Genomic DNA, 20,443 nt, shown 5'->3' on the forward strand with positions numbered 1-20,443 from the left:
AACAACGATAACTCAAAGCTATAGCCCAAAGCTCGCAGCCTAAACACGTAACTTTTAACTTCAAAAAATCATGACAATAGAAGATCTTTTAAAAAGTAAAGTAATTGAAAATCCAATTAAGAGATTCAAGAAAGAACTGGAAGAAATCGTAAACAGCAGTTTGCTTTCGAAATTGCTTTCAAAAACAAAACTGAAAAAAGAAGTGGCGGAGTTTGGTCTCGAACTGTTGAAACTTCAGGACAATTATTACAGCAATTATATCTCTCTTGGTTCAAATGAAGCCGAAAAGTTTGCCACTTTGGTAAAGGAGGATATGTGGGACGATAAAAACTACTATGATTTATTGCTTTATTTTTTTGGAGAAGAAAACGCGGCTTACATAAAAGAAGCATGGAACAGACTGCCTCAAAAAATGTATCAGACGGGTTATACACGAAGAGCTTTTAGAGCACCCAATCATAAAAAATATTTGCTTGTCAATCAGATTAATTTTCTACGTTCTTTGCTAAACGGACCTTACAAGTACAATTATCAGGACGGCGGTACTTTTTATTATAATTTAAGTCTTGAAGATGAAATTCGTTACGATACAGAAATTTCAAATTCGATGAATAAGTTTATGGTTTGGTCTTCGGCATTAGATGCTGGAAAAGAAGGGCTTTATCAATTATTTGGAGACATTGTTTTTAATAAAGATTCGCACGGAAAAGTGTCGAGAAATATCATTAAAGCGCTTTTAAACAGCGAAAAACAAGAAAACTGGGAGTTGGTAGAAAAACTGCTTCTTGCGGCTCAGCGTCAGGAAGGATTGCGTCAGACGATTCTGGAAGCTTTAGACGAAACGAGTATCGGAGCTTTACAATACATGATTAAAGTGCTGATAGATAATAAACTGACCCGTTTTTCATCGGTTGTAAGAGCAATTGATACGTGGACAGGTTTGGGCTGGGAATCTGAAAAAGAAACTACGGTTCGAAATATTATCGAATTGGCTTACGGATATTTTACCAATCCGGAAACGATTCCGACGGGTATAAAAAGCAAAAATAATAACGAAGTCTATATGGCACTTTGGGTTCAGGGCGTTTTTGATGTCGAAAAAACAGTTCCGTTTTTGCACGAATTATTAGAAAAGGGAACTGCCGAAAAGAAATGTCTGGCGCTGAAATTTGCAGGAGAAACCAACGATCCGTATATCGAAATGCCATTATATTTTAAAGCTTTAGAAGATGAAAACCTACAGGTTCTGGCATTTGCACTTCCGAGAATGAATGCTTTATTGGAAGCGAATACAAAATCGAAGTTTTATATTGAAAACACGGATTATCCGAACTTCTTTGATAAAGTGTATCATCTCGCGCAAACTATTACCGAAAAAGAAAAAAGATTTGAAGGAAAAGTCTTTTCGTGGCTGAATGTCAAGTTCGAAAGAGATACGCTTTTCTCTTCGGCGATTAATTTGGTGGGCGATAATTACGAAAGATTACAAACGGTTTTAAATCATTTTGAAGGATTTTCTATCAATTTGAGAGAGAAACTGACCCGAAATTTATTGGGCAGTTTTTACAGCTATTCGTTCTACAGTCAGCAAAATAATAACAATCAAACGAAAACTGAACCAACCGATTTTCAGAGGAGTTTTGCGTTGCGAATTCTAAAGGACAGAGGGGAATCTCTTGTGGCTTCGGCGGTTAATGTTTTGAATAATCTGAGTTTGACAGAAGAGGAATTAGCCGGTTTTCAGGAATTGTTTAAACGTAAAAATTCGAATTTAAAGAAGAATTTAACGGCAATTCTGATAAAGCAGGAAGATCAAAAAGTGATCAATTTTGTTGATCAGACTTTAGAAAAAGGCGATTTAGAACAGCGTATGTCGGTTTTGGATTTGATGCTCCAGCTTCAGAAAAATAACAAACTGACGGACAAAGTGAATGACTGGGTAAAAGAATATCAGCAAAGACCGAAAATTACCGAGAAAGAGACCAAATTTATCGAGCAATTAGAACCTTCTAAAAAGAAAGATCTTTTAAGTGCAGAAAATGGTTATGGGTTTTTTACGCCAAATGAATTTTCTCCCTACGAACTGCCAAAACCAAAAGCAGACTCTTTGTATGCTAAATCAGTAAAAGCAGAACAATACGGTTTCTCTAAACCGATGTCGCATATTAAAACTGAGATTGCGAAGCTGTATAAATTGTATGAAGCGAACAGAAACTACGAATACGAAATTGAAAACTACGACAACAGCAAAACTACTGTTTTACTAGGTAATACCTTTAGGGAAATAAAATATCTGAAAGACGAAAAAGACTCAGAATTAGCAGCAACCAATTATCCGTTGTATGAGGTTTGGGCAGAATGGTTTGAAAAATCAGGTTTAGCTGAAAGAGATTTGTTTTTAATGACGCTGGTAAGCAATTGTGACCGAAAAATCTGGAGGGATTTTCTGGAAAAGCATGTTTTTTATTATAAAGAATTATTGCCGCACCAAAACAAAAGAGGTTACGATTGGGATAATGCTATTTTACAGATTTTAAATGCTTTACAATTAAAATATTCCTTTGAAGAAAAAGCTGATTTCTTAATTGACGCCTGCAGCACTTTGTATGCGGATCTTCCGAAATCGGTAATCGAGTTTGATTACAAACCTGCTAAAGACGAGTATTATTACAACAATAACAACGGGAATGGCTGGCAGAGTCAGGGCTTTTTTGATATTTATTTGAATAAAATCGGATTGCTTGATTTAACAGAAGAACAAAATACTAAAGTCTGGAATCTGCACAGGTGGAGACAATTAAACGGTTTAGAAAAAAACAGACCTTTTGCTAAGCCGCCAATTCATTTGTATTGTGTTGCGTTTGAGCAAAAATTAATTACTGAAGGCGAATTGTACGAAGGTATTTTAGAAAGTGAAAGAATTTCTGTTTTAACCAGTGAAAGTAAACATTACAGACATTTTGGTAGTGAGGATTTAATTAAAAGATTCCCTTTTCTGGTTCCGATGATGGACAAAATAAGGGAAACATTTTTGGATGCTGAGGTCAAAAGAGGCGATTCGAATACTTCGGTAACGCATTTGGTGCAGAGTTTCCAGAAGATTTTTGGCGCCAACCGTTTGGTCGAACTAATTACAGCTCTCGGAAAAGCAAGTTTGTACAAAGGTTATGTCTATTCATGGGGTTATACCGATTTAACGAAACAGAAATTATTCAGTTTCTTATTGAAAAGATGTTATCCGTTGGAAACCGATACACAGGAAAGTTTTGATGCATTAATTAAAAAAGCCAAAATCTCTGAAGAAAGATTGATCCAGACTGCGATTTATGCGCCGCAATGGCAAAAGTTTATCAGCAGTTATTTAGACTGGAAGGGTCTTGATGAAGGAATCTGGTGGTTTCATGCGCACACCAAAACAGCGTCTTACAGTGCTACAAATTCAGAACTGGAAAGTGAAGCAGCAAGATTTTCGACTTTAGATTTGCAGGATTTTAAAGATGGCGCTGTAGATAAAGACTGGTTTACATCGGCTTACAAAAAATTAGGAAAAGCAAAATGGGAACTTTTATACGAATCTGCCAAATACGTAACAGACGGAAACGGCCACAGACGTGCGAGATTGTATGCTGACACGATTACGGGAGATTTAAAAATCAGGGAAGTGACCGCCAAAGTAAAAGACAAACGTGATCAGGATTATTTAAGAGTTTACGGATTAGTTCCTTTGAGTAAGGCAAGTCCGGAAAAAGATATTTTGGCGCGTTACGAATATTTACAGCAATTCAAAAAAGAAAGTAAAGAATTCGGTTCGATGAAGCAGGCGAGCGAAGCTTTGGCAATTCGTGTGGCGCTAGAAAACCTGGCAAGAAACGCCGGTTATCCGGATCCGGTTCGTCTGACCTGGGCAATGGAAACGAAGCAAGTTCAGAATATCTTATCAAAAGAAACCGAAGTGGTTTTAGATGATGTCACAATTAGTTTGGTCATTAACAAAGAAGGAAAAGCTGATTTGGTTACGTATAAAGCAGGGAAAGAATTAAAATCGATTCCGCCAAAATACAAAAAAGACAAAGGCATTCTGGAATTGACCAATTACAGAAAAACCATGCGCGAGCAATGGACACGTTCCAGAAAAGGTCTGGAAGAAAGCATGATTCGTGGAGACGAGTTTTTATTCGCAGAGATGCAAAATCTTTTTGAACATCCCATTATTTCGAAACATTTAGAAAAATTAGTTTTTATCTCAAATGACGATCAGATTGGTTTTTATGTGGATGGAAGTTTGGTAACGGGTTTAGGCGAAATGATTTCATTAAATGAAAAGCAGACTTTTAGAATCGCGCACTGTTTTGATTTACACAAAAATAATGTTTGGGTTGATTATCAGAAATATTGTTTTGATACTAAATTACAACAGCCGTTTAAACAGGTTTTCAGAGAATTGTATGTTCCAACGCCAGACGAATTGAAAGAGAAATCAGTGTCAAGACGTTATGCAGGACATCAGGTACAGCCTAAACAAACTTTGGCTTTATTGAAAACAAGAGGCTGGAAAGTAGATTATGAAGAAGGATTACAGAAAGTTTTCCATAAAGAAGGTTATCAGGTAAAAATGTATGCGATGGCAGATTGGTTTTCGCCAGCAGATGTTGAAAGTCCAACTTTAGAAACGATTGAATTTCACTCTTTAAAGGACTATAAAAACATTCCTTTTGAAGATATTAATCCTAGAATCTTCTCAGAAGTCATGCGAGACATTGATTTGGTGGTCAGCGTTGCCCATGTTGGCGGAGTAGATCCGGAAGCAAGTCATTCTTCTATCGAAATGAGAGGCGTTTTATTGAGAGAAACATTGCGATTATTTAAAGTGAAAAATGTGGAAATCAAAGAAAACCACGCCATCATAAAAGGAAAAATGGCGGATTACAGCGTGCATTTAGGCAGTGCTGTTGTGTATCAGCTTCCGGGTAAATATTTATCGGTTCTGCCAATTCATTCACAGCACAGAGGACGTTTGTTCCTCCCATTTGCTGATGATGACCCGAAATCGGCTGAGGTGATGTCTAAAGTTTTATTATTTGCCAAAGATAATGAAATTCAGGACCCAACTATTTTAAGTCAGATTGATAAAATGTTTGTTTAAGTAAACTATTCCATATAAAAAAACGGCTGTCTTTTTGAGGACAGCCGTTTCTCGTTGGTTTATATTATTCTGATTTATTTAATTTTGAGTAGAATTTATTTAATGATATAAGAAAATTTTCCGTTCAGGATATACTTCTTTCCCACTGGTGTATCACAAAAAATAATGGTCACAATATTATTTTCGTTTTTAACATAAAACTTTGTTCCGGCTTCAGCGACTGCCCCACCGTAGCCGTAAAGCCCGTAGTCGTAAATAAATAATTTGGCTTCGCCGGTTGATAACTTCTCACCATTTCCAAAATCGCCTAAAACCACTGTGTAGATACCTGTTAAAGGCATTCTTTGATTGTATTCATTAAATTGAACAAAAATTCGGACTGTTGAGTTATAGGAACTGGTCTCAAATTCTACATTTCCTTCATCAAATCCCCAACTCGGATTTGATAATTCGACATTTGTTATGTTTATGGGATTTGTATTGCCTATTAAATAGACTTTATTATTTATGGTCGGATTGCAAGGTGCCTCGGCGGTAGTTTTAAAAGAATATTCTTTGCCATATCCTGTTCCAATTTCATTAATAGCATAAAAGCGATAATAATAAGTAGTATTACCTTCAAATACAGAATAGGTTTTAAAAGTTTCTCCTATTCGGGAACCTTCTACTATTTTATTATCACTTGTGGTCGGGTGTTCACTTTTAGACCATACAATACCATATTCAGTAATTTTTTTTCCACCCTCGCTGCCTACTTCACCTCCCAGACTTGCTGAATTAGTTAAAACATTTTCGGGTTCATAACTCAAAACAACTGGCGTTAAGTAGTTTATGTTTTCTATTTCACATCCAGTCAAAATTAGGATTAAAAGCAATATGGAAATTTTTTTCATCTAAAAGTATTTTTTGGCCAAAAGTATAGATTTAACAATATATTTGTACTATTATTTTTTAATAATAATTTATATTTTTTCTTTCATGAAGTCATTCAAAATTCAGTTTTTTGTTCTTTTTTTTATTCTTTTAAATTTTAATATTTACAGTCAGAATGGGGCTTTTGATGGGAGATTTGGTATTACAGCCGGTTATACCAATTATGCTTTAGATTCAAATGTCCTTTTTACGAAATCCCAGCCTGGCTACTTAATTGGAATAGTAGGAACAGCAGAATTTACAGAAGACCTGGAATTTTCGATTGGTTTAAATTATGTGCATCATAGAATGATATTTGTTGGAAAAGCTGATTTGGATGCCGAACCGGAAGATTTAAAATTTACATTAGAAAATTTTGATGTTCCTTTTGTTTTGAATTATAACTTTTTAAGTTTTGATGATGATAATCTGAAGATTGGAGTAAATGCAGGATTTACAGTTAGTTTTGCTCAACAATATATACCTGCTGACGATAGTAAAGAAAATTATATTCTGGAACCGTTGAATCTACAGGTAAAGTATTTAAATTTTGACCAAGAGAACGAGAGAATATCAATAAATACATACATTCCACTTGGGTTTAGGGTAGAATATCATAATCTGGCCTGTAATTTAAGATACAATATGGGGTTATCCGATCCTTTTAAGAAGGCGCCATTTTATAATATGGCCTATGAAACTAAAGCAAAACAGAATTATTTTAGTCTTTCTTTTACCTACTTTTTTGATAATGACTAAAAGCGCATATTTATAAAAATAAAAACGGCTTTCTTAAAAAGGCAGCCTTTTTTTGTTGCGACTGCGAAGAGCCGACTATTTGATTTGATTTTATCAGAAAAAATATAATATCAGGAAACCATCATTTTTACACCCAGAATATGCTTGCAGATTCCTCGTTTTCCCTGATAGGCGGTAAACCATTCACAGGTACATCTTTGCGAAGCATGATCAATAATCACTTTGTGTACCACGCCGGAACCTTTTACTTTGGCTTCAATATAATCGGCTCTTCGTTCGATGATTTCGATGTCTTCGTTAGCGATTAGCTTTTTGGCATTTTTCAATCTTGGGTTTAACGATAAAATACGCTCTGTTTAAAAGGAAGAAGTCTGTAAAAATGCGCTTTTTCGCTTAAATCATAACCCAATAATACCATTGATGATAATTAGAAGTCAGATTGTCCATCGTTCCAAAATCAATATCATTTTCGATAGAAAGCATGTTGGGATCAAAAGTTTCATTCGATTTTAATAAACTATTTAAACCGTAAACCCATTCTATCGGTAAGTTTTCGGTCATGGTTTCCAGAACATTTCCTTCGCCTGAAAATCCGCGGTACGAATCGGGAGAAAAAGCCATTAGCAATTGCATTTTTTGATATGCTTTTTTATAACTTCAATATTTCCTTTTGCTTTTTCTTTAAGAAAAGGAAGTACTAATTCGATTTTTTTGATGTTACAATAGAGTCATATTCTTCTAAAATTGCTGCTGTATCGCTACTTTTTGAATTCGAAGCGGTTTTCACTCCCGATGAAGCAGTAACTACAACTTCGCCTGTTTCAGAATATCCTTTTTTTGTTTTTTCGGCCAGTATTTTCTCAGCCGCTTTAAGACATTCTTCCGGACTTGAAAAGCTTTTGGTCTGACTGGTTCCGCTTGTGCCATTTTTACCGTAGGTTACTGTAAATTCAAGTCCTGAGGCTTCTATTTGCCAAAATTTATCTGAATTTCCGTCAATGTATTTAAGATGTTTCTTCATGCTGTTTTTATAGGGATTATATAAAAAAGTTTAGGCTTAGAATATTCTCAAAAATATAAATTATTAAAAAAGATTATGTGGCGAATAAAGAAAATATTGGTTAAAAATTATGTGTATAATTTCAAAAAACAGGATTAAGAAGATTAATTTTTTAGTACATATTAATAAAATAATTACATTTGCTCCCGAAATAGAATAAAATATAAATTTATGAAACTGTCTGTAGCACATAAAAACTATAATCTGATAGGAAATTTTCCTGCTGGTGGTTATGGACGTGATAGGTATTGTATAGAATTGAAGAATAAATTGTAATTTAAAATTCAATATAGAAATATAAAAGCGCCCTCATCGGGACGCTTTTTTTGTTTTACAGCATTTTGATATCGCTAAATCTGACAGAAAAGAAGACTAAAATGATAGAAAAATAATCTTTAACTAAAAATAATTAAAAAAAATTGTACAAAAAATGTTTAATGATTAATCAAAATAGTGAAATATAATCTTGGAAAGTAATCTGATGAGAGACAGTCATTTGATACAAAAAGGGATCTGCACTAGTAAGCGGACAGGGATTTTTATGGACTTTAATAAGGCTTAAGTAATTGATATTCAGTAATATAATTTAAAAAATAATTTGGATAATTGATTTTTTCGACTTTATCTTTGCCGAAGAAAATCAGAACAAAGATTTTCAGATAAAAATGATTTCAAAATATAATACAACATATAAAATGATTTTTGATTTAAAAATATACAGTTTAGAACAGCTACACCCGGGACACGATCTTGGATGTAACACAATACAGGTGCATGAACATGGGCAATAGGATACGTATATCTTATAAATCTTGTAAGCACCTTTAACCGGGTGCTTTTTTTATGCCCAAAAAATAATGGTTTTGTATAGCAATTGGTAGATAGTCAGCGAGTTTGCTGGAGGTTGAAGGTTCGAACCCTTCCAAAACCACTTGTTCTCTAGAAGGAACTGGCTCATTAGGGTTACTGGCTAACCTTCCCGACTGTCTCTCGGGAGAAACGGGTTCGACTCCCGTATGAGCCGCTTTTTATGAAAAGGTTCTGAGGAACACAGGTTCAAAGTAAAATAAAACTTAGAACCTTAGAATCTTAGAGGCTTAAAAAAAATGGTGTTTTTAGTTTATTTGGTAAAACGGCGGTTTGTGGATCCGCAGAACAGGGTTCGATTCCCGAAGACACCCAAAAATCTGGGAAGATAACGGTGGTTGTTTACCCGCCTTGGACGCGGGAGGTCGCAGGTTCGAATCCTGCTTCCCAGACAAAATGGAAATACGCTAAAGCTGAAGAGTTAGGGCGGTCTGAAATGAAATTTTTCATTCAGCGAAACCAAAAAAACAATAAAAATGATGAGCTAAACACCGTTGTCTTTGACTGAGTAGGTTCGAATCTTACTATTTCCACCAATTTCAGTTTTGAAATACTGAGGATTAATAAAAGCAGGAATGGCGAAATGGTAGACGCGGCAGACTTAGGATCTGTATTTTGAGAGTTCGAGTCTCTCTTCCTGTACAAAAAGAAACGTTTAATTAGAAAAGAAACAATGAAAAAGATAACCACATTATTTGCTAAAAACCCTGCTGATTTAGGAAGGGTAATTAATAAAATCAATATCGAAAATAAATGGGTTTTTGATGGAAAAGCCATTGCAACCAGAAAATTCGACGGTACGTCAGCAGCCATTATAGGCGGAGAATTGTTCAAAAGATTTGATGCAAAAAAAGGAAGAAAAATTCCGGCTGGAGCAATTCCGTGTCAGGAAGCCGATCCAATTTCAGGACATCACCCACACTGGCTGAAATGCGACAGATCAAAATCTGAGGATAAACATTTTTTCGAAGCTTTCGATCAATTAGAAAACAAAGTTGACGGAACATACGAATTATGCGGCCCGAAAGTACAAGGAAATCCTGAAAAGTTTGAGAAACATACTTTGGTAAAACACGGTGCAGAAATAATAGATTCTGTAAGTCTCAATTTCGATGATTTAGAAAATTTCTTGTCGGAAAATGATATTGAAGGAATTGTTTTCCACCACATTTCAGATGAAAGAATGTGCAAATTGAGAAAAACAGATTTTGGAATTAAACGCCTGAAACTGGAAGCCGTTTAGAAGCAAAAACAAGTAACATTTAAAATTAAAAACGATGAAACAAAAATACAACCGAATTGCCCTTGTGGGTATTGAACAGGAAGAATACGATAGTATAAAAGCCCAATATTCAGGACATATTATCTGGCACCAGTCCATACCAAAAATTGTGGTTAAAGATACCGTTTTGTATATGGAAAAATCGAACGGAATTGGGATGTTGCCTGTAGATAAAGTAGTCTATTTCGGAATTTACGATAATGATTTCGATTTTATTGCGGGGCTTGCGATCTGGAATGGCGATTGTTATCCAAAGGCTTCAGCAATGCTGGACTGCCGTTTTAAAATTCCTTGTCTGGTAAAAGCGTTGTCTCTTTCAAGATTCAGTGCCCCACACGGATTTATAAGTGCAGGCACTTCTGTAAACACAACCAGAGATACGATTGCAAAATGGGGAAACTGGCATTGCGGTGAAAACAAACATCGCTTTACGGGAGAATGGGAAAGCGAATTTACCGCAACCATTGAACCTTATTATGAAGGAGATGCGGTTCGTATCATGATGATTGGCGAAACCTATTGGCAGATAAAACTAGAAGGTGACGATTGGTTAAAATCTATCCATCCTGATAATGCCAATTTTATGCCTGTGGATCAGGATTTATTAGAAGACACACTTTATATCAAGAATGTTTTGCAGATGGATATGATAGGAAATGATTACATCGTTGCAAAAGACGGTTCTAAATATTTATTAGAAGTCAATCACATTCCGAACATAACCCGATTTGAAGAGGTTAGACAAGTCTATTTATCGACTGTAATAGAATGGATTAACTAAAAGTTTTTGCACTGCGCAAAATTACTGCGCAGTGTAATTTGAATATTTGTTCAGGAAATAAAACAAGTTCTTTTATAAAATGAAATACATCAAAGCTTCGGCCTTGATTAAAAATATCAAACAAGCCCAGTTGCGTGTTTCTGTATAGCACCATTGTAGTGAACTTTCCGCGAAAGCGAATTATGTTTTTCTATGCAGCTTGGTTTGGAGGTTTTCGTATGGTTTTCCAAAAAACTATTCGACACAAGGGATCTAAGGGTTGTGGGTTCGAATCCCACTCGTAGTAATGCGGTAGTTCAAACAGGATAGAACATTAGAGTGTTTATGTAGGTTCGAGTCCTGCACCGAATACGTTTCGGTTAGACAAATTGGTATGTCAACAGACTGAAAATCTGTAAACAGTAGAGACCATCACTCTTAAAAAGATGACCAGAAAAAAAGCTGATTTGTCTTTGTCAGTGAAACTAAGGTTTTAGAATCTAAAATTTCACACTCATGATAAAGCCAGTGCGAAAAGTACTGTTTTTTGAAATACTTGTTTTCTTCTCGATTTGATTGTGAAGATGATTTGGGGATCGTCGCTACAAAATACGATTGAAAACAATTCAAGTAAACAAATAACAAACTCTTCATCCGTTTTTTCGGAGGAGAAAGGCAAAGAGGTTTTTTTATTAAAAAGTTAGATGTTAGAAGTAAAAAGTTAAAAGTAAAAATATAAATGAAGTTTTCAACTGTTTCAAAACCTGAAACTTGAAACTTGAAACAAAAATATTATGATTAAAAGAATTAAAATCGAAGGTTACCAAGTAGGTTTGGTTTTCGAAAACAGAAAATTAGTAAAAGTAGTAGAAGAGGGTTTACACTGGATTTTTGGAGACAAAAATGTGTTGATCTATGATATGAATGCCGTTCTTCAGGCTCCGTTTGAGTTGAGTGTTTTGTTGCAGAATGAAGTTCTGGCCTCAATGCTAGAAGTTGTTGAGATAGGTGATAACGAGATTGTTTTGCAATTCGTAAACGGAAACTTTAAAGGTGTTTTAACTCCTGGAAGACACGCTTTCTGGAAAGGAATTGTAAAAAATGAGTTTACAAAAGCAGATCTTTCTAAAATTGAAATCACTGAAAATGTTCCAGTAAACTTATTAGAAAGTAATCAGTTAAGATATTTTACAAGAAAATTTATTGTAGCAAGCAACGACAAAGCTTTGTTGTTTGTAAACGGGAATTTTGTAAAAGAATTAAAATCCGGAACGCATTATTTTTGGAATAACGCCATTACAATCGAAGTTAAAACGATTGATATGAGACAACAGCAAGTTGAAATCTCAGGTCAGGAATTGTTGACTAAAGATAAAGCAGGATTGAGAATCAACTTTTTTGTGAGATATCAGGTTGTTGATATTATGAAGGCTTTGATTGAAAACAAAGATTTTGAGAAACAATTGTATGTTGTGATGCAACTGGCTTTGAGAGCTTTTGTTGGAAGTCTGACTCTCGACGAATTATTGAGTAAAAAAGATACTATTGCCGAAGAGATTTTAAAAGAAGCAGCTTCTAAAATTGAAAACTTAGGTTTGAAAATTTCTGATGCAGGAATTAGAGATGTTATCCTGCCAGGTGATATGAAAGAAATCATGAATCAGGTTTTGGTTGCTGAAAAGAAAGCGCAGGCAAATAGTATCATGAGAAGAGAAGAAACAGCTGCAACAAGAAGTTTACTTAATACAGCAAAACTGATGGAAGAAAACGAAATGTTGTGGAAGTTGAAAGAGATGGAATACGTTGAAAAAATCGCGGATAAAATTGGAGAAATTACAATTTCCGGAAGCGGAAACGTAATCGGTCAATTGAAGGAAATCTTCGTGAAATAAAGAAAAACCATCAACGGGAATGCTGATGGTTTTAGTTTGAAAATTTAAATTAGAAATGAATCAAAAAATATTTTTTACGTCTGATCATCACTTTGGTCATACGAATATAATCCGGTTTAGTGAGCGTCCTTTTGCTACCGTTGAAGAAATGGATGCGGAGCTCATTAGGCGATGGAATGAAAAGGTAAGTCCGCGAGATATTGTCTATCATTTAGGTGATATTTCGCTCGCAAGACCTGAACGGACAAAAGAAATTTTAGATCAATTGAATGGATCTATTTTTCTTGTAAAGGGAAATCATGATAAATCGGCATTAAGCTATGCGAAACGATTTGAGTGGATTAAAGATTATTATGAATTAAGTGTTGAAGATGCAGAAGGATCAAACGGAAGACAGAAAATAATCTTGTTTCACTACGCCATGAAAGTCTGGAGAAGTTCTTTTAGAGGAACATGGCACTTGTACGGTCACTCACACGGTCATTTGTTTGATGATGAAACATCCCGTTCGTTTGATGTTGGTGTAGACTGCCACAATTACGAACCTCTTTCTTATGAAGAAGTAAAAGCTCTCATTATGAAGAAAAATTGGAAAGCTCCTTTTGGAGACAGAGAACTATAAAATATTTAAAAATTAGAAAAAATGAAAACTACAGATAAAATTATTATCATTGATTTAGAAGCCACATGTTGGCAGGGCGCAGTCCCGAAGGGTCAGCAAAACGAAATTATCGAAATCGGACTTGCGGTTTTAGATACTGAAACGGGACAAATTTCCAAGAACAAAGGTATTTTGATAAAGCCACAGCGTTCAAGTGTGAGTGCGTTTTGTACAGAATTAACCACTATTACTCAGGATTTGCTGGATAAAAACGGAGTAAGTTTCGAAGATGCTGTCGATTTGTTAATCGACGAATATAATCCCGATTTATTTACATGGGCAAGTTACGGTCAGTACGATTTGAATATGCTCAAAAAACAGTGTAAATCTTTCGGTATTCAATACCCAATGGGAGAAGAGCATATTAATGTAAAAGAATATTTTGCAGAAAAATTTGGCCTGCAGAGGGCAACTGGAATGAATGGAGCTTTACACATGCTGAATATTCCGCTTGAAGGAACACATCACCGTGGAATTGACGATGCCAAAAATATCGCCAAGATTTTGCATTGGTGTCTTAAAAATTAGAATTTAATTTGTTAGAACGGTTATCAAAAAGAATAGTAGATAACTGTGCAAGAAACTGCAAATAGATATGTTTGCAGTTTTTGTGTTTTAATTACTTTAGTTTTAGGTATAAAAAAGACCGTCGTAAGACAGCCGTTTCCATTTGGTTAGGTATTTTGATTAATTGTTTCCGTAGATTTTTGCGTAAAGATCTTTATAAATCTCTTTGATAATTTTACGTTTTAATTTTAAAGTAGGAGTTAGCTGTCCGCCATCGATTGACCATATATCCGGAGTAAGCTCAAAACGTTTGATTTGTTCCCAATGACCGAATTTCTTATTGATGCTTTCAATTTCTTCATCAATGCGTTTAATCACATCAGGGTTTGAAGCAATTTCAGCAGTAGAATTCCCTAAAGTAATTTTATGGATTTTCGCCCATTCTTTTACGAATTCGAAATTTGGCTGAATTAAAGCTGCCGGCATTTTTTCGCCTTCACCAATCACCATAATCTGTTCAATGAAACGCGATTGTTTCATTGCGTTTTCTATCAGTTGAGGTGCAATGTATTTTCCTCCTGATGTTTTAAACATTTCTTTTTTACGATCGGTGATTTTTAAGAAACCTTCACTATCAATTTCTCCAATATCTCCGGTGTGGAAATAACCGCCTTGTAAGGCTTCAGCTGTTTTTTCAGGATCTTTAAAATATCCCATCATAACACTAGGACCTTTGCAAAGAATTTCGCCATCTTCTGCAATTTTTACCTCTACATTATTAATTACTTTTCCGGCGGTTCCAATTTTAAAACCTCTGTTTCTGTAATCGTTTACTGAAATTACAGGAGAAGTTTCAGATAAACCATAACCTTCCATGATATAGATTTCTGCTGCCGCAAAAATTCTGGCTAATCTAGGTTGCAAAGCGGCGCTTCCGTTTACAATTAGATCTAATTTTCCGCCCAAACCTTCTTTCCATTTACTGAAAATTAATTTTCGGGCTATTTTTAATTGCAATTCGTACCAAAAACCATTTGCTCCGTAAGGTTCGTATTTTAAACCTACTTCAACTGCCCAAAAGAATAGTTTCTTTTTGATCCCAGTTAATTCTGAGCCTTTTGCTATGATTTTGTCATAGACTTTTTCGATTAGTCTTGGAACACCTGTCATTACGGTAGGACTTACTTCCTTGATGTTCTCTGATATTTTTTCTATTGATTCTCCAAAGTAAATAGTACAGCCGTAAAATTGATAGATATAAGTAACCATTCGCTCATAAATATGACAAATAGGCAAGAAACTTAATGCGCGGCTAACACCTGGGTCAAAAGGAATACGATCTGCTGAATTCAATACATTGGAGACAATATTTTTGTGTGAAAGCATTACACCTTTTGGTCTTCCTGTAGTCCCTGAAGTATAAATAATGGTGGCTAAATCTTCCGGACTTATACTGTTTTTTCGATCCTCTACATCGGCTTGGTTGCTGGTATCTTCACCAAGTTTTAATAATTCATTCCAGTTTTTACATGTATCAATTTCGTTAAACGAAAAAATTTCTTTTAATGAAGGAACTTTAGCTTTTATACTATTTATTTTATCTAATAGTTCGATGTCAGAAACGAATACATATTTTGCCTCAGCATGATTCAAAATGTATTCATAATCGTCTTCTGTAATTGTTGGATAAATGGGAACTGTTTGCGCAGCAGTCTGTAAAATTCCAATATCCATAATATGCCATTCTGTACGATTATTGGAGGTAATTAAAGCAATTTTATCATCTTTTTTAACACCCATACGCAATAACGCTCTTGAAATAACATTCGCTTTAACAACATAATCAATGCTGGATGTTTTTTCCCAAACCCCATTTTTTTTGGTAGCCAATGCAACCTGAAGATTGTAAGTTTCTTGTTGATAATAAGGGAAATCAAAAAGGCGTGTGATCGTAACCATTATATAAGATATTGAAGTTTATTGCAAATTAAATAAAAATTAGGTATAATTTTTTGTTTCATGAAATAAAAAACTGAAATTTTCAGTAGTGTTGATAAAATCAGCTAAAACGTTTTTATTTTTGCTTTACTTCATATAAATGGTTTATTATTCCTCCTCCTCAGTTTTTACCGGAGTTTCTCCATAATATTTTACGCGATCTCCCATAAGGTACATTTTTTTCTTGCCAGGAATAATTAAAAATTGTGTATAAAGCCATTCACCGGTTCCCGTTATTTTATACCAAAATGTATAAGAAGAACTATCGTATCCTTCTTTGAAGATAGGAATACCTTCGTCAGAACATTCTATTCCCCAGGTTATTTTCTTTTTAGATAAATTGGCTAATTGAATAATACCAGTGCCATCGGCATTAATTTGAATAATGGGTTGTTTTTTTCCTTCAATCAAATAAGTCCCTGCAACAGTCTGACCTATATCAGTAGTCATATAATGTGGGTGGAATTTATATATGATAGATTCAACCTTTGCTTGCGCATGTAATTGTGAGGTACCTATAAAAAGGGTAAGTAAGAATAATTTTAAAGATTTCATCAGACTCCGGATTTAGTTTGGGTTATATTTTTTTGCTATATTATTTTTTGCGAATATAGTTTAATTTGTAAAAGTTATTCAATTATTATAAAAGCTTTTTTTAAATTTTATTTATTGATATGGAAAATGGGTAGAAGTATTTTGATCTCAGCTCTTAATGACTTTTTAGTAATAGATAAAGGAGTTTTTGTTTAATGGTTATACCTTTGCCATACTAAAAACCAATCTTTGTTGTTATATAGAAAAAAAGAAAATATGAAAAATTTTTGGATTTTATTTTTGTTAAGCGCTGTAGGTTTTGCGCAGGATTTTAATAAACTGGATGCTAATGGAAAAAAAGACGGTGTCTGGAAAGGCACTTATGAAAATTCGAAAAGACCACGTTATGAAGGCACTTTTAGCCACGGAAAAGAAGTAGGTATTTTTAAATTTTTTGATGATACTAAAAATGCAGACGTGATAGCAACCCGTGATTTTAGTGCAAATGACGGAAGTGCTTATACCATTTTTTACGATCAGAAGAAAAATATAGTAAGTGAAGGAAAAGTGGTCGGAAAAAATTATGAAGGAGAATGGAAATATTACCATAAAGCTTCAAAAGTCTTAATGACTGTCGAAAATTATAAAAACGGTAAGCTTGATGGCAAAAGAACGGTTTATTATCCAAATGCAAAAGTTGCAGAGGAGGTAACCTATAAAAACGGACTTAAAGAGGGTGTTTATAAAAAATTTGGACAAAACGGGATCATTTTAGAGCAGACTACCTATGTTAATGACCAGTATAATGGTGAGGCAGTTTTTTATGATTCAGATGGAGTGGTGGCTTCCAAAGGTAAATTTCTGAATGGAAAAAAAGCAGGAATTTGGAAATTTTATGTAAAAGGAAAGCTTACGAAAGAATTGAATATGAGTGACCCGAAGAACATCAATAAAATTTCTGAAAAAACAGGAATAAAGAAAAATCCGGCTGAAAAGAAACAATAGGAAAGCAGCAGTAATCCTGGGTGTTTTTATTTACCTGATAAAAACATAACGTAATTGACCGAAGAAGAAAAAAAAACAAATCGAAAGGTTATGGAGGAAAAATAGATTACGATAAGTTTTATCTACTCTTTAATTGTATAAACTAATCAAAGCGAGCATAATTGTCTATAATTTGATTTATCTTTGCATCCTTTTAAAAATATAAATAAATTTAGGATGAAACGTGTAGTTGTTGGACTTTCCGGTGGGGTAGATTCAAGTGTCGCAGCTTATCTATTACAGCAGCAGGGATATGAAGTTATAGGTCTTTTTATGAAAAACTGGCATGATGACTCTGTAACTATTTCAAACGAATGTCCGTGGTTAGAAGATAGCAATGACGCTCTGTTAGTAGCTGAAAAATTAGGCATACCGTTTCAGACTGTTGATTTGAGCGAAGAATATAAAGAAAAGATCGTGGACTACATGTTCAACGAATACGAAAAAGGAAGAACTCCAAACCCTGACGTGCTTTGTAACCGCGAAATCAAATTTGATGTTTTCATGAAAATTGCTTTAAGTCTTGGTGCGGATTATGTAGCAACGGGACATTATTGTCAAAAAAGCGAAACTGAAGTTGATGGAAAGACTGTTTATCGATTAATAGCAGGAGCAGACAATAATAAAGATCAATCGTATTTTTTGTGTCAGTTGTCTCAGGAACAATTATCAAAAGCGTTATTTCCCATTGGTGCTTTGACTAAACCGCAAGTTCGAGAAATTGCTGCTGAAATGGAATTGGTAACTGCGGAGAAAAAAGATTCTCAGGGACTTTGTTTTATTGGTAAAGTGCGTTTGCCGGAATTTTTACAGCAAAAATTGCAGCCTAAAGAAGGAAATATTGTTCAGATTGATAAAAATGATCCGATTTACAATATTAAAAAACCAGCAGGATTATCTTTGGAAGAAGATTTAAAAATCGAAGCGCAAAAACTGGATTATCGTCCGGAAATGGGCAAATTTATGGGTAAACATCAGGGAGCTCACTATTTTACAGTTGGGCAGCGAAAAGGATTAAACGTTGGCGGAACTACTGATCCGCTATTTGTTATTGCAACAGATGTTGAAACTAATACAATTTACACAGGATTAACAAGCAATCATCCCGGGTTGTTTAAAAAAGCACTGTTTATAGAAAAATCTGAGGTTCACTGGATTCGAACTGATCTGACTTTAAAATCAGGTGAAACTGCTGAAGTTATGGCAAGAATCCGTTACCGACAACCTCTGCAGAAAGCAACACTACACCAATTTGAAGACGGAATGTATGTTTGTTTTGAGGAACCACAATCTGCAATCACCGAGGGACAGTTTGTTGCCTGGTATTTAGAAAATGAATTAGTTGGTTCGGGAGTAATTTCATAGCTTTATACTTTTAACAAAGGCACTTGCTTTTTTAAATGAATTCGCTATGAAGATAAAATACTTATTTTTTTTCTTATGGATTTCAACTGCAATGTTTTCGCAGGAAGATGCCTGGGTTTATTTTAAGGATAAACCCAATGCACAAGCTTATTTTGATAATCCTGATTTAATGCTTTCTCAGCGTGCCCTGGACAGAAGATCTGCTCAGAGTATAGTGCTGAATCTTACGGATGTTCCTTTGGAAGCAGCATATGTTAATCAGATAAAAACCAGTACAGGAATTACGGTTATGGCACAGTCTAAATGGCTGAATGCACTTCATATCAGGGGAAGCCAGGTAAATATTAATGCGGTAAAAGCGTTATCATTTGTTGATAAAGTTGTTTTTGCAAATAAGGCATTAAACCTAACTTCTAAGAAGGGTAGTGAAAATGAAATTACTGCAACAAATAATAAACTTAAAACAAGCATTAATTATAATTACGGAACCTCTGCAAACCAGATTCAGATGCTGAACGGTCATGTTTTGCACCAGCAGAATTATACAGGTTCCGGAAAAATAATTGCTGTATTGGACGGCGGTTTTCCAGGAGTAAATACGGCGCAGCCTTTTCAAAAAGTAAGGGATAATAACCAAATTCTGGGTGGATATGACTATGTTTCCAGAAACGCTAATTTTTATACAGGTGACAGTCATGGGACTTTAGTGCTTTCGACTATGGCAGGATATAAAGAAAATCAGTTGATAGGGACAGCTCCGGATGCTTCTTATTATTTGTTTATTACAGAAGATGATGCTTCAGAAGGGCCGGTTGAGGAATCGCTTTGGGTCGAGGCTGCCGAAGAAGCAGACAGGCTGGGTGTTGATATTATTACAACTTCGTTAGGGTATTTTGGTGATTTTACAAAACCCGAATACAATCACACCTATAGCGATATGAATGGAACAACTAATTTTATATCCCGCGGTGCTGAAATTGCCTTTAGTAAAGGAATCATTGTTGTCGCATCAGCAGGAAATGAAGGAACACAAACTGAAAAACATATTGGAGGGCCTGCAGATGCAGTTTCTGTTATTACAGTTGGTGCAGTTACGGCTTCAAAGGTGAGATCCGGATTTAGTTCTATAGGACCAAGTTATGATGGAAGAATAAAACCGGATGTTATGGCACAAGGTACAGATGCTGTCGTTGCTGATCCTTTTGGAAATATTGGCGTTTCGGACGGAACTTCTTTTTCATGCCCAATTATGGCTGGTATGATTGCCTGTTTATGGCAGGTCTACCCTGAAAAAACAAATCAGGAAATTAGAAATATGGTAATTCAGTCTTCAGATAAGTATTTAACACCTGATAATAATAACGGCTACGGAATTCCAAATTTCAGTACTGCATTGACACTTGACAGCTTTGTAAATAAAGATTTTGCTGTTTATCCAAATCCTGCTAAAACTACTATAACATTCACGTTTTCTGATCAAATAAATGAAGCATCGGTTATTGTTTACTCTATCTTAGGACAAAAAGTAATGGATAAAAAGATAACGGCTCAAAATCCAGATCTTTCTGTTGAATCATTAAAAAGTGGACTCTATTTTTATACTTTTGATGCGAATGGTTTGCACAAAACCGGAAAGATTTTAAAACAATAACTTTATCA

The 20,443-nt window shown here is 34.8% G+C and carries 16 protein-coding genes and 5 tRNA genes; 15 read left to right on the forward strand and 6 right to left on the reverse strand.

The annotated features are described in order from the left end of the window. Positions 1-70: 70 nt before the first annotated feature. The gene (locus ACNC7R_RS06855; protein WP_417940199.1) at positions 71-5,143 is read left to right on the forward strand and encodes a DUF4132 domain-containing protein; all 5,073 of its coding nucleotides are present in this window, start codon (positions 71-73) and stop codon (positions 5,141-5,143) included. A 95-nt stretch (positions 5,144-5,238) separates the two neighbouring features. Here the strand turns inward: ACNC7R_RS06855 and ACNC7R_RS06860 are convergent, their stop codons facing one another. Continuing rightward, positions 5,239-6,036 (reverse strand): hypothetical protein, encoded by a 798-nt coding sequence (locus ACNC7R_RS06860; protein WP_417940200.1) that lies wholly within the window; start codon positions 6,034-6,036, stop codon positions 5,239-5,241. Between the two features lie 85 nt (positions 6,037-6,121). Between ACNC7R_RS06860 and ACNC7R_RS06865 the strand changes: the two genes are divergently transcribed. Beyond that, a complete protein-coding gene (locus ACNC7R_RS06865; RefSeq protein ID WP_417940201.1) occupies positions 6,122-6,814 on the forward strand; it encodes an outer membrane beta-barrel protein in 693 nt (230 codons plus the stop codon). Positions 6,815-6,924: 110 nt separating this feature from the next. Here ACNC7R_RS06865 and ACNC7R_RS06870 read toward each other — a convergent pair whose 3' ends face one another. The 3 genes from ACNC7R_RS06870 to ACNC7R_RS06880 all read right to left on the reverse strand — a co-directional run bounded on the left by ACNC7R_RS06870 (position 6,925) and on the right by ACNC7R_RS06880 (position 7,835). Further along, positions 6,925-7,140: an SWIM zinc finger family protein gene (locus tag ACNC7R_RS06870; RefSeq protein ID WP_417940202.1), complete on the reverse strand. Its 216-nt coding sequence runs from the start codon at positions 7,138-7,140 to the stop codon at positions 6,925-6,927. A 67-nt stretch (positions 7,141-7,207) separates the two neighbouring features. Beyond that, complete coding sequence (locus ACNC7R_RS06875; RefSeq protein ID WP_417940203.1) at positions 7,208-7,435, reverse strand: hypothetical protein; 228 nt, start codon at positions 7,433-7,435, stop codon at positions 7,208-7,210. A 76-nt stretch (positions 7,436-7,511) separates the two neighbouring features. Next, positions 7,512-7,835 carry a WGR domain-containing protein gene (locus ACNC7R_RS06880; protein WP_417940204.1) on the reverse strand — a complete coding sequence of 108 codons (324 nt, stop codon included), beginning with the start codon at positions 7,833-7,835 and terminating at the stop codon, positions 7,512-7,514. An 898-nt stretch (positions 7,836-8,733) separates the two neighbouring features. On the opposite strand from ACNC7R_RS06880, the gene ACNC7R_RS06885 reads away from it, so the two are divergent. The 10 genes from ACNC7R_RS06885 to ACNC7R_RS06930 all read left to right on the forward strand — a co-directional run bounded on the left by ACNC7R_RS06885 (position 8,734) and on the right by ACNC7R_RS06930 (position 13,864). Beyond that, positions 8,734-8,805: transfer RNA gene (locus tag ACNC7R_RS06885), tRNA-OTHER, on the forward strand. Between the two features lie 20 nt (positions 8,806-8,825). Next, positions 8,826-8,898, forward strand: a tRNA-Asp gene (locus tag ACNC7R_RS06890). A gap of 84 nt (positions 8,899-8,982) precedes the next feature. Continuing rightward, positions 8,983-9,055 (forward strand) — tRNA-His (locus ACNC7R_RS06895). A gap of 6 nt (positions 9,056-9,061) precedes the next feature. Beyond that, positions 9,062-9,133: transfer RNA gene (locus ACNC7R_RS06900), tRNA-Pro, on the forward strand. Between the two features lie 177 nt (positions 9,134-9,310). Next, positions 9,311-9,383: transfer RNA gene (locus tag ACNC7R_RS06905), tRNA-Leu, on the forward strand. 31 nt (positions 9,384-9,414) lie between these two features. Next, positions 9,415-9,984, forward strand: a complete 570-nt coding sequence (locus ACNC7R_RS06910) for a DUF5565 family protein (protein ID WP_417940205.1) — start codon at positions 9,415-9,417, stop codon at positions 9,982-9,984. Positions 9,985-10,018: 34 nt separating this feature from the next. Further along, entirely contained in the window at positions 10,019-10,804 is a 786-nt protein-coding gene (locus ACNC7R_RS06915; protein ID WP_417940206.1) for a hypothetical protein, read from the forward strand. Between the two features lie 773 nt (positions 10,805-11,577). Further along, on the forward strand, positions 11,578-12,675 hold the full coding sequence (locus tag ACNC7R_RS06920; RefSeq protein WP_417940207.1) for a slipin family protein: 1,098 nt from the start codon (positions 11,578-11,580) through the stop codon (positions 12,673-12,675). A gap of 55 nt (positions 12,676-12,730) precedes the next feature. Continuing rightward, complete coding sequence (locus ACNC7R_RS06925) at positions 12,731-13,297, forward strand: metallophosphoesterase family protein (RefSeq protein ID WP_417940208.1); 567 nt, start codon at positions 12,731-12,733, stop codon at positions 13,295-13,297. 21 nt (positions 13,298-13,318) lie between these two features. Then, positions 13,319-13,864, forward strand: coding sequence for an exonuclease domain-containing protein (locus ACNC7R_RS06930; RefSeq protein WP_417940209.1), 546 nt, complete (start codon positions 13,319-13,321; stop codon positions 13,862-13,864). Between the two features lie 159 nt (positions 13,865-14,023). On the opposite strand, the gene ACNC7R_RS06935 is transcribed toward ACNC7R_RS06930, so the two are convergent. Beyond that, positions 14,024-15,802, reverse strand: coding sequence for an AMP-dependent synthetase/ligase (locus ACNC7R_RS06935; protein WP_417940210.1), 1,779 nt, complete (start codon positions 15,800-15,802; stop codon positions 14,024-14,026). A 147-nt stretch (positions 15,803-15,949) separates the two neighbouring features. After that, positions 15,950-16,291 (reverse strand): hypothetical protein, encoded by a 342-nt coding sequence (locus tag ACNC7R_RS06940; RefSeq protein WP_417940211.1) that lies wholly within the window; start codon positions 16,289-16,291, stop codon positions 15,950-15,952. 360 nt (positions 16,292-16,651) lie between these two features. Between ACNC7R_RS06940 and ACNC7R_RS06945 the strand changes: the two genes are divergently transcribed. From ACNC7R_RS06945 to ACNC7R_RS06955, 3 genes are all read left to right on the forward strand, one after another. Further along, positions 16,652-17,380, forward strand: a complete 729-nt coding sequence (locus ACNC7R_RS06945; RefSeq protein ID WP_417940212.1) for a toxin-antitoxin system YwqK family antitoxin — start codon at positions 16,652-16,654, stop codon at positions 17,378-17,380. A 216-nt stretch (positions 17,381-17,596) separates the two neighbouring features. Continuing rightward, on the forward strand, positions 17,597-18,784 hold the full coding sequence (gene mnmA / locus ACNC7R_RS06950) for a tRNA 2-thiouridine(34) synthase MnmA (protein WP_417940213.1): 1,188 nt from the start codon (positions 17,597-17,599) through the stop codon (positions 18,782-18,784). A gap of 46 nt (positions 18,785-18,830) precedes the next feature. Continuing rightward, entirely contained in the window at positions 18,831-20,435 is a 1,605-nt protein-coding gene (locus ACNC7R_RS06955) for a S8 family serine peptidase (protein WP_417940214.1), read from the forward strand. Positions 20,436-20,443: the final 8 nt, after the last annotated feature.

Source organism: Flavobacterium adiutor (assembly GCF_048282555.1).
GTDB lineage: Bacteria > Bacteroidota > Bacteroidia > Flavobacteriales > Flavobacteriaceae > Flavobacterium.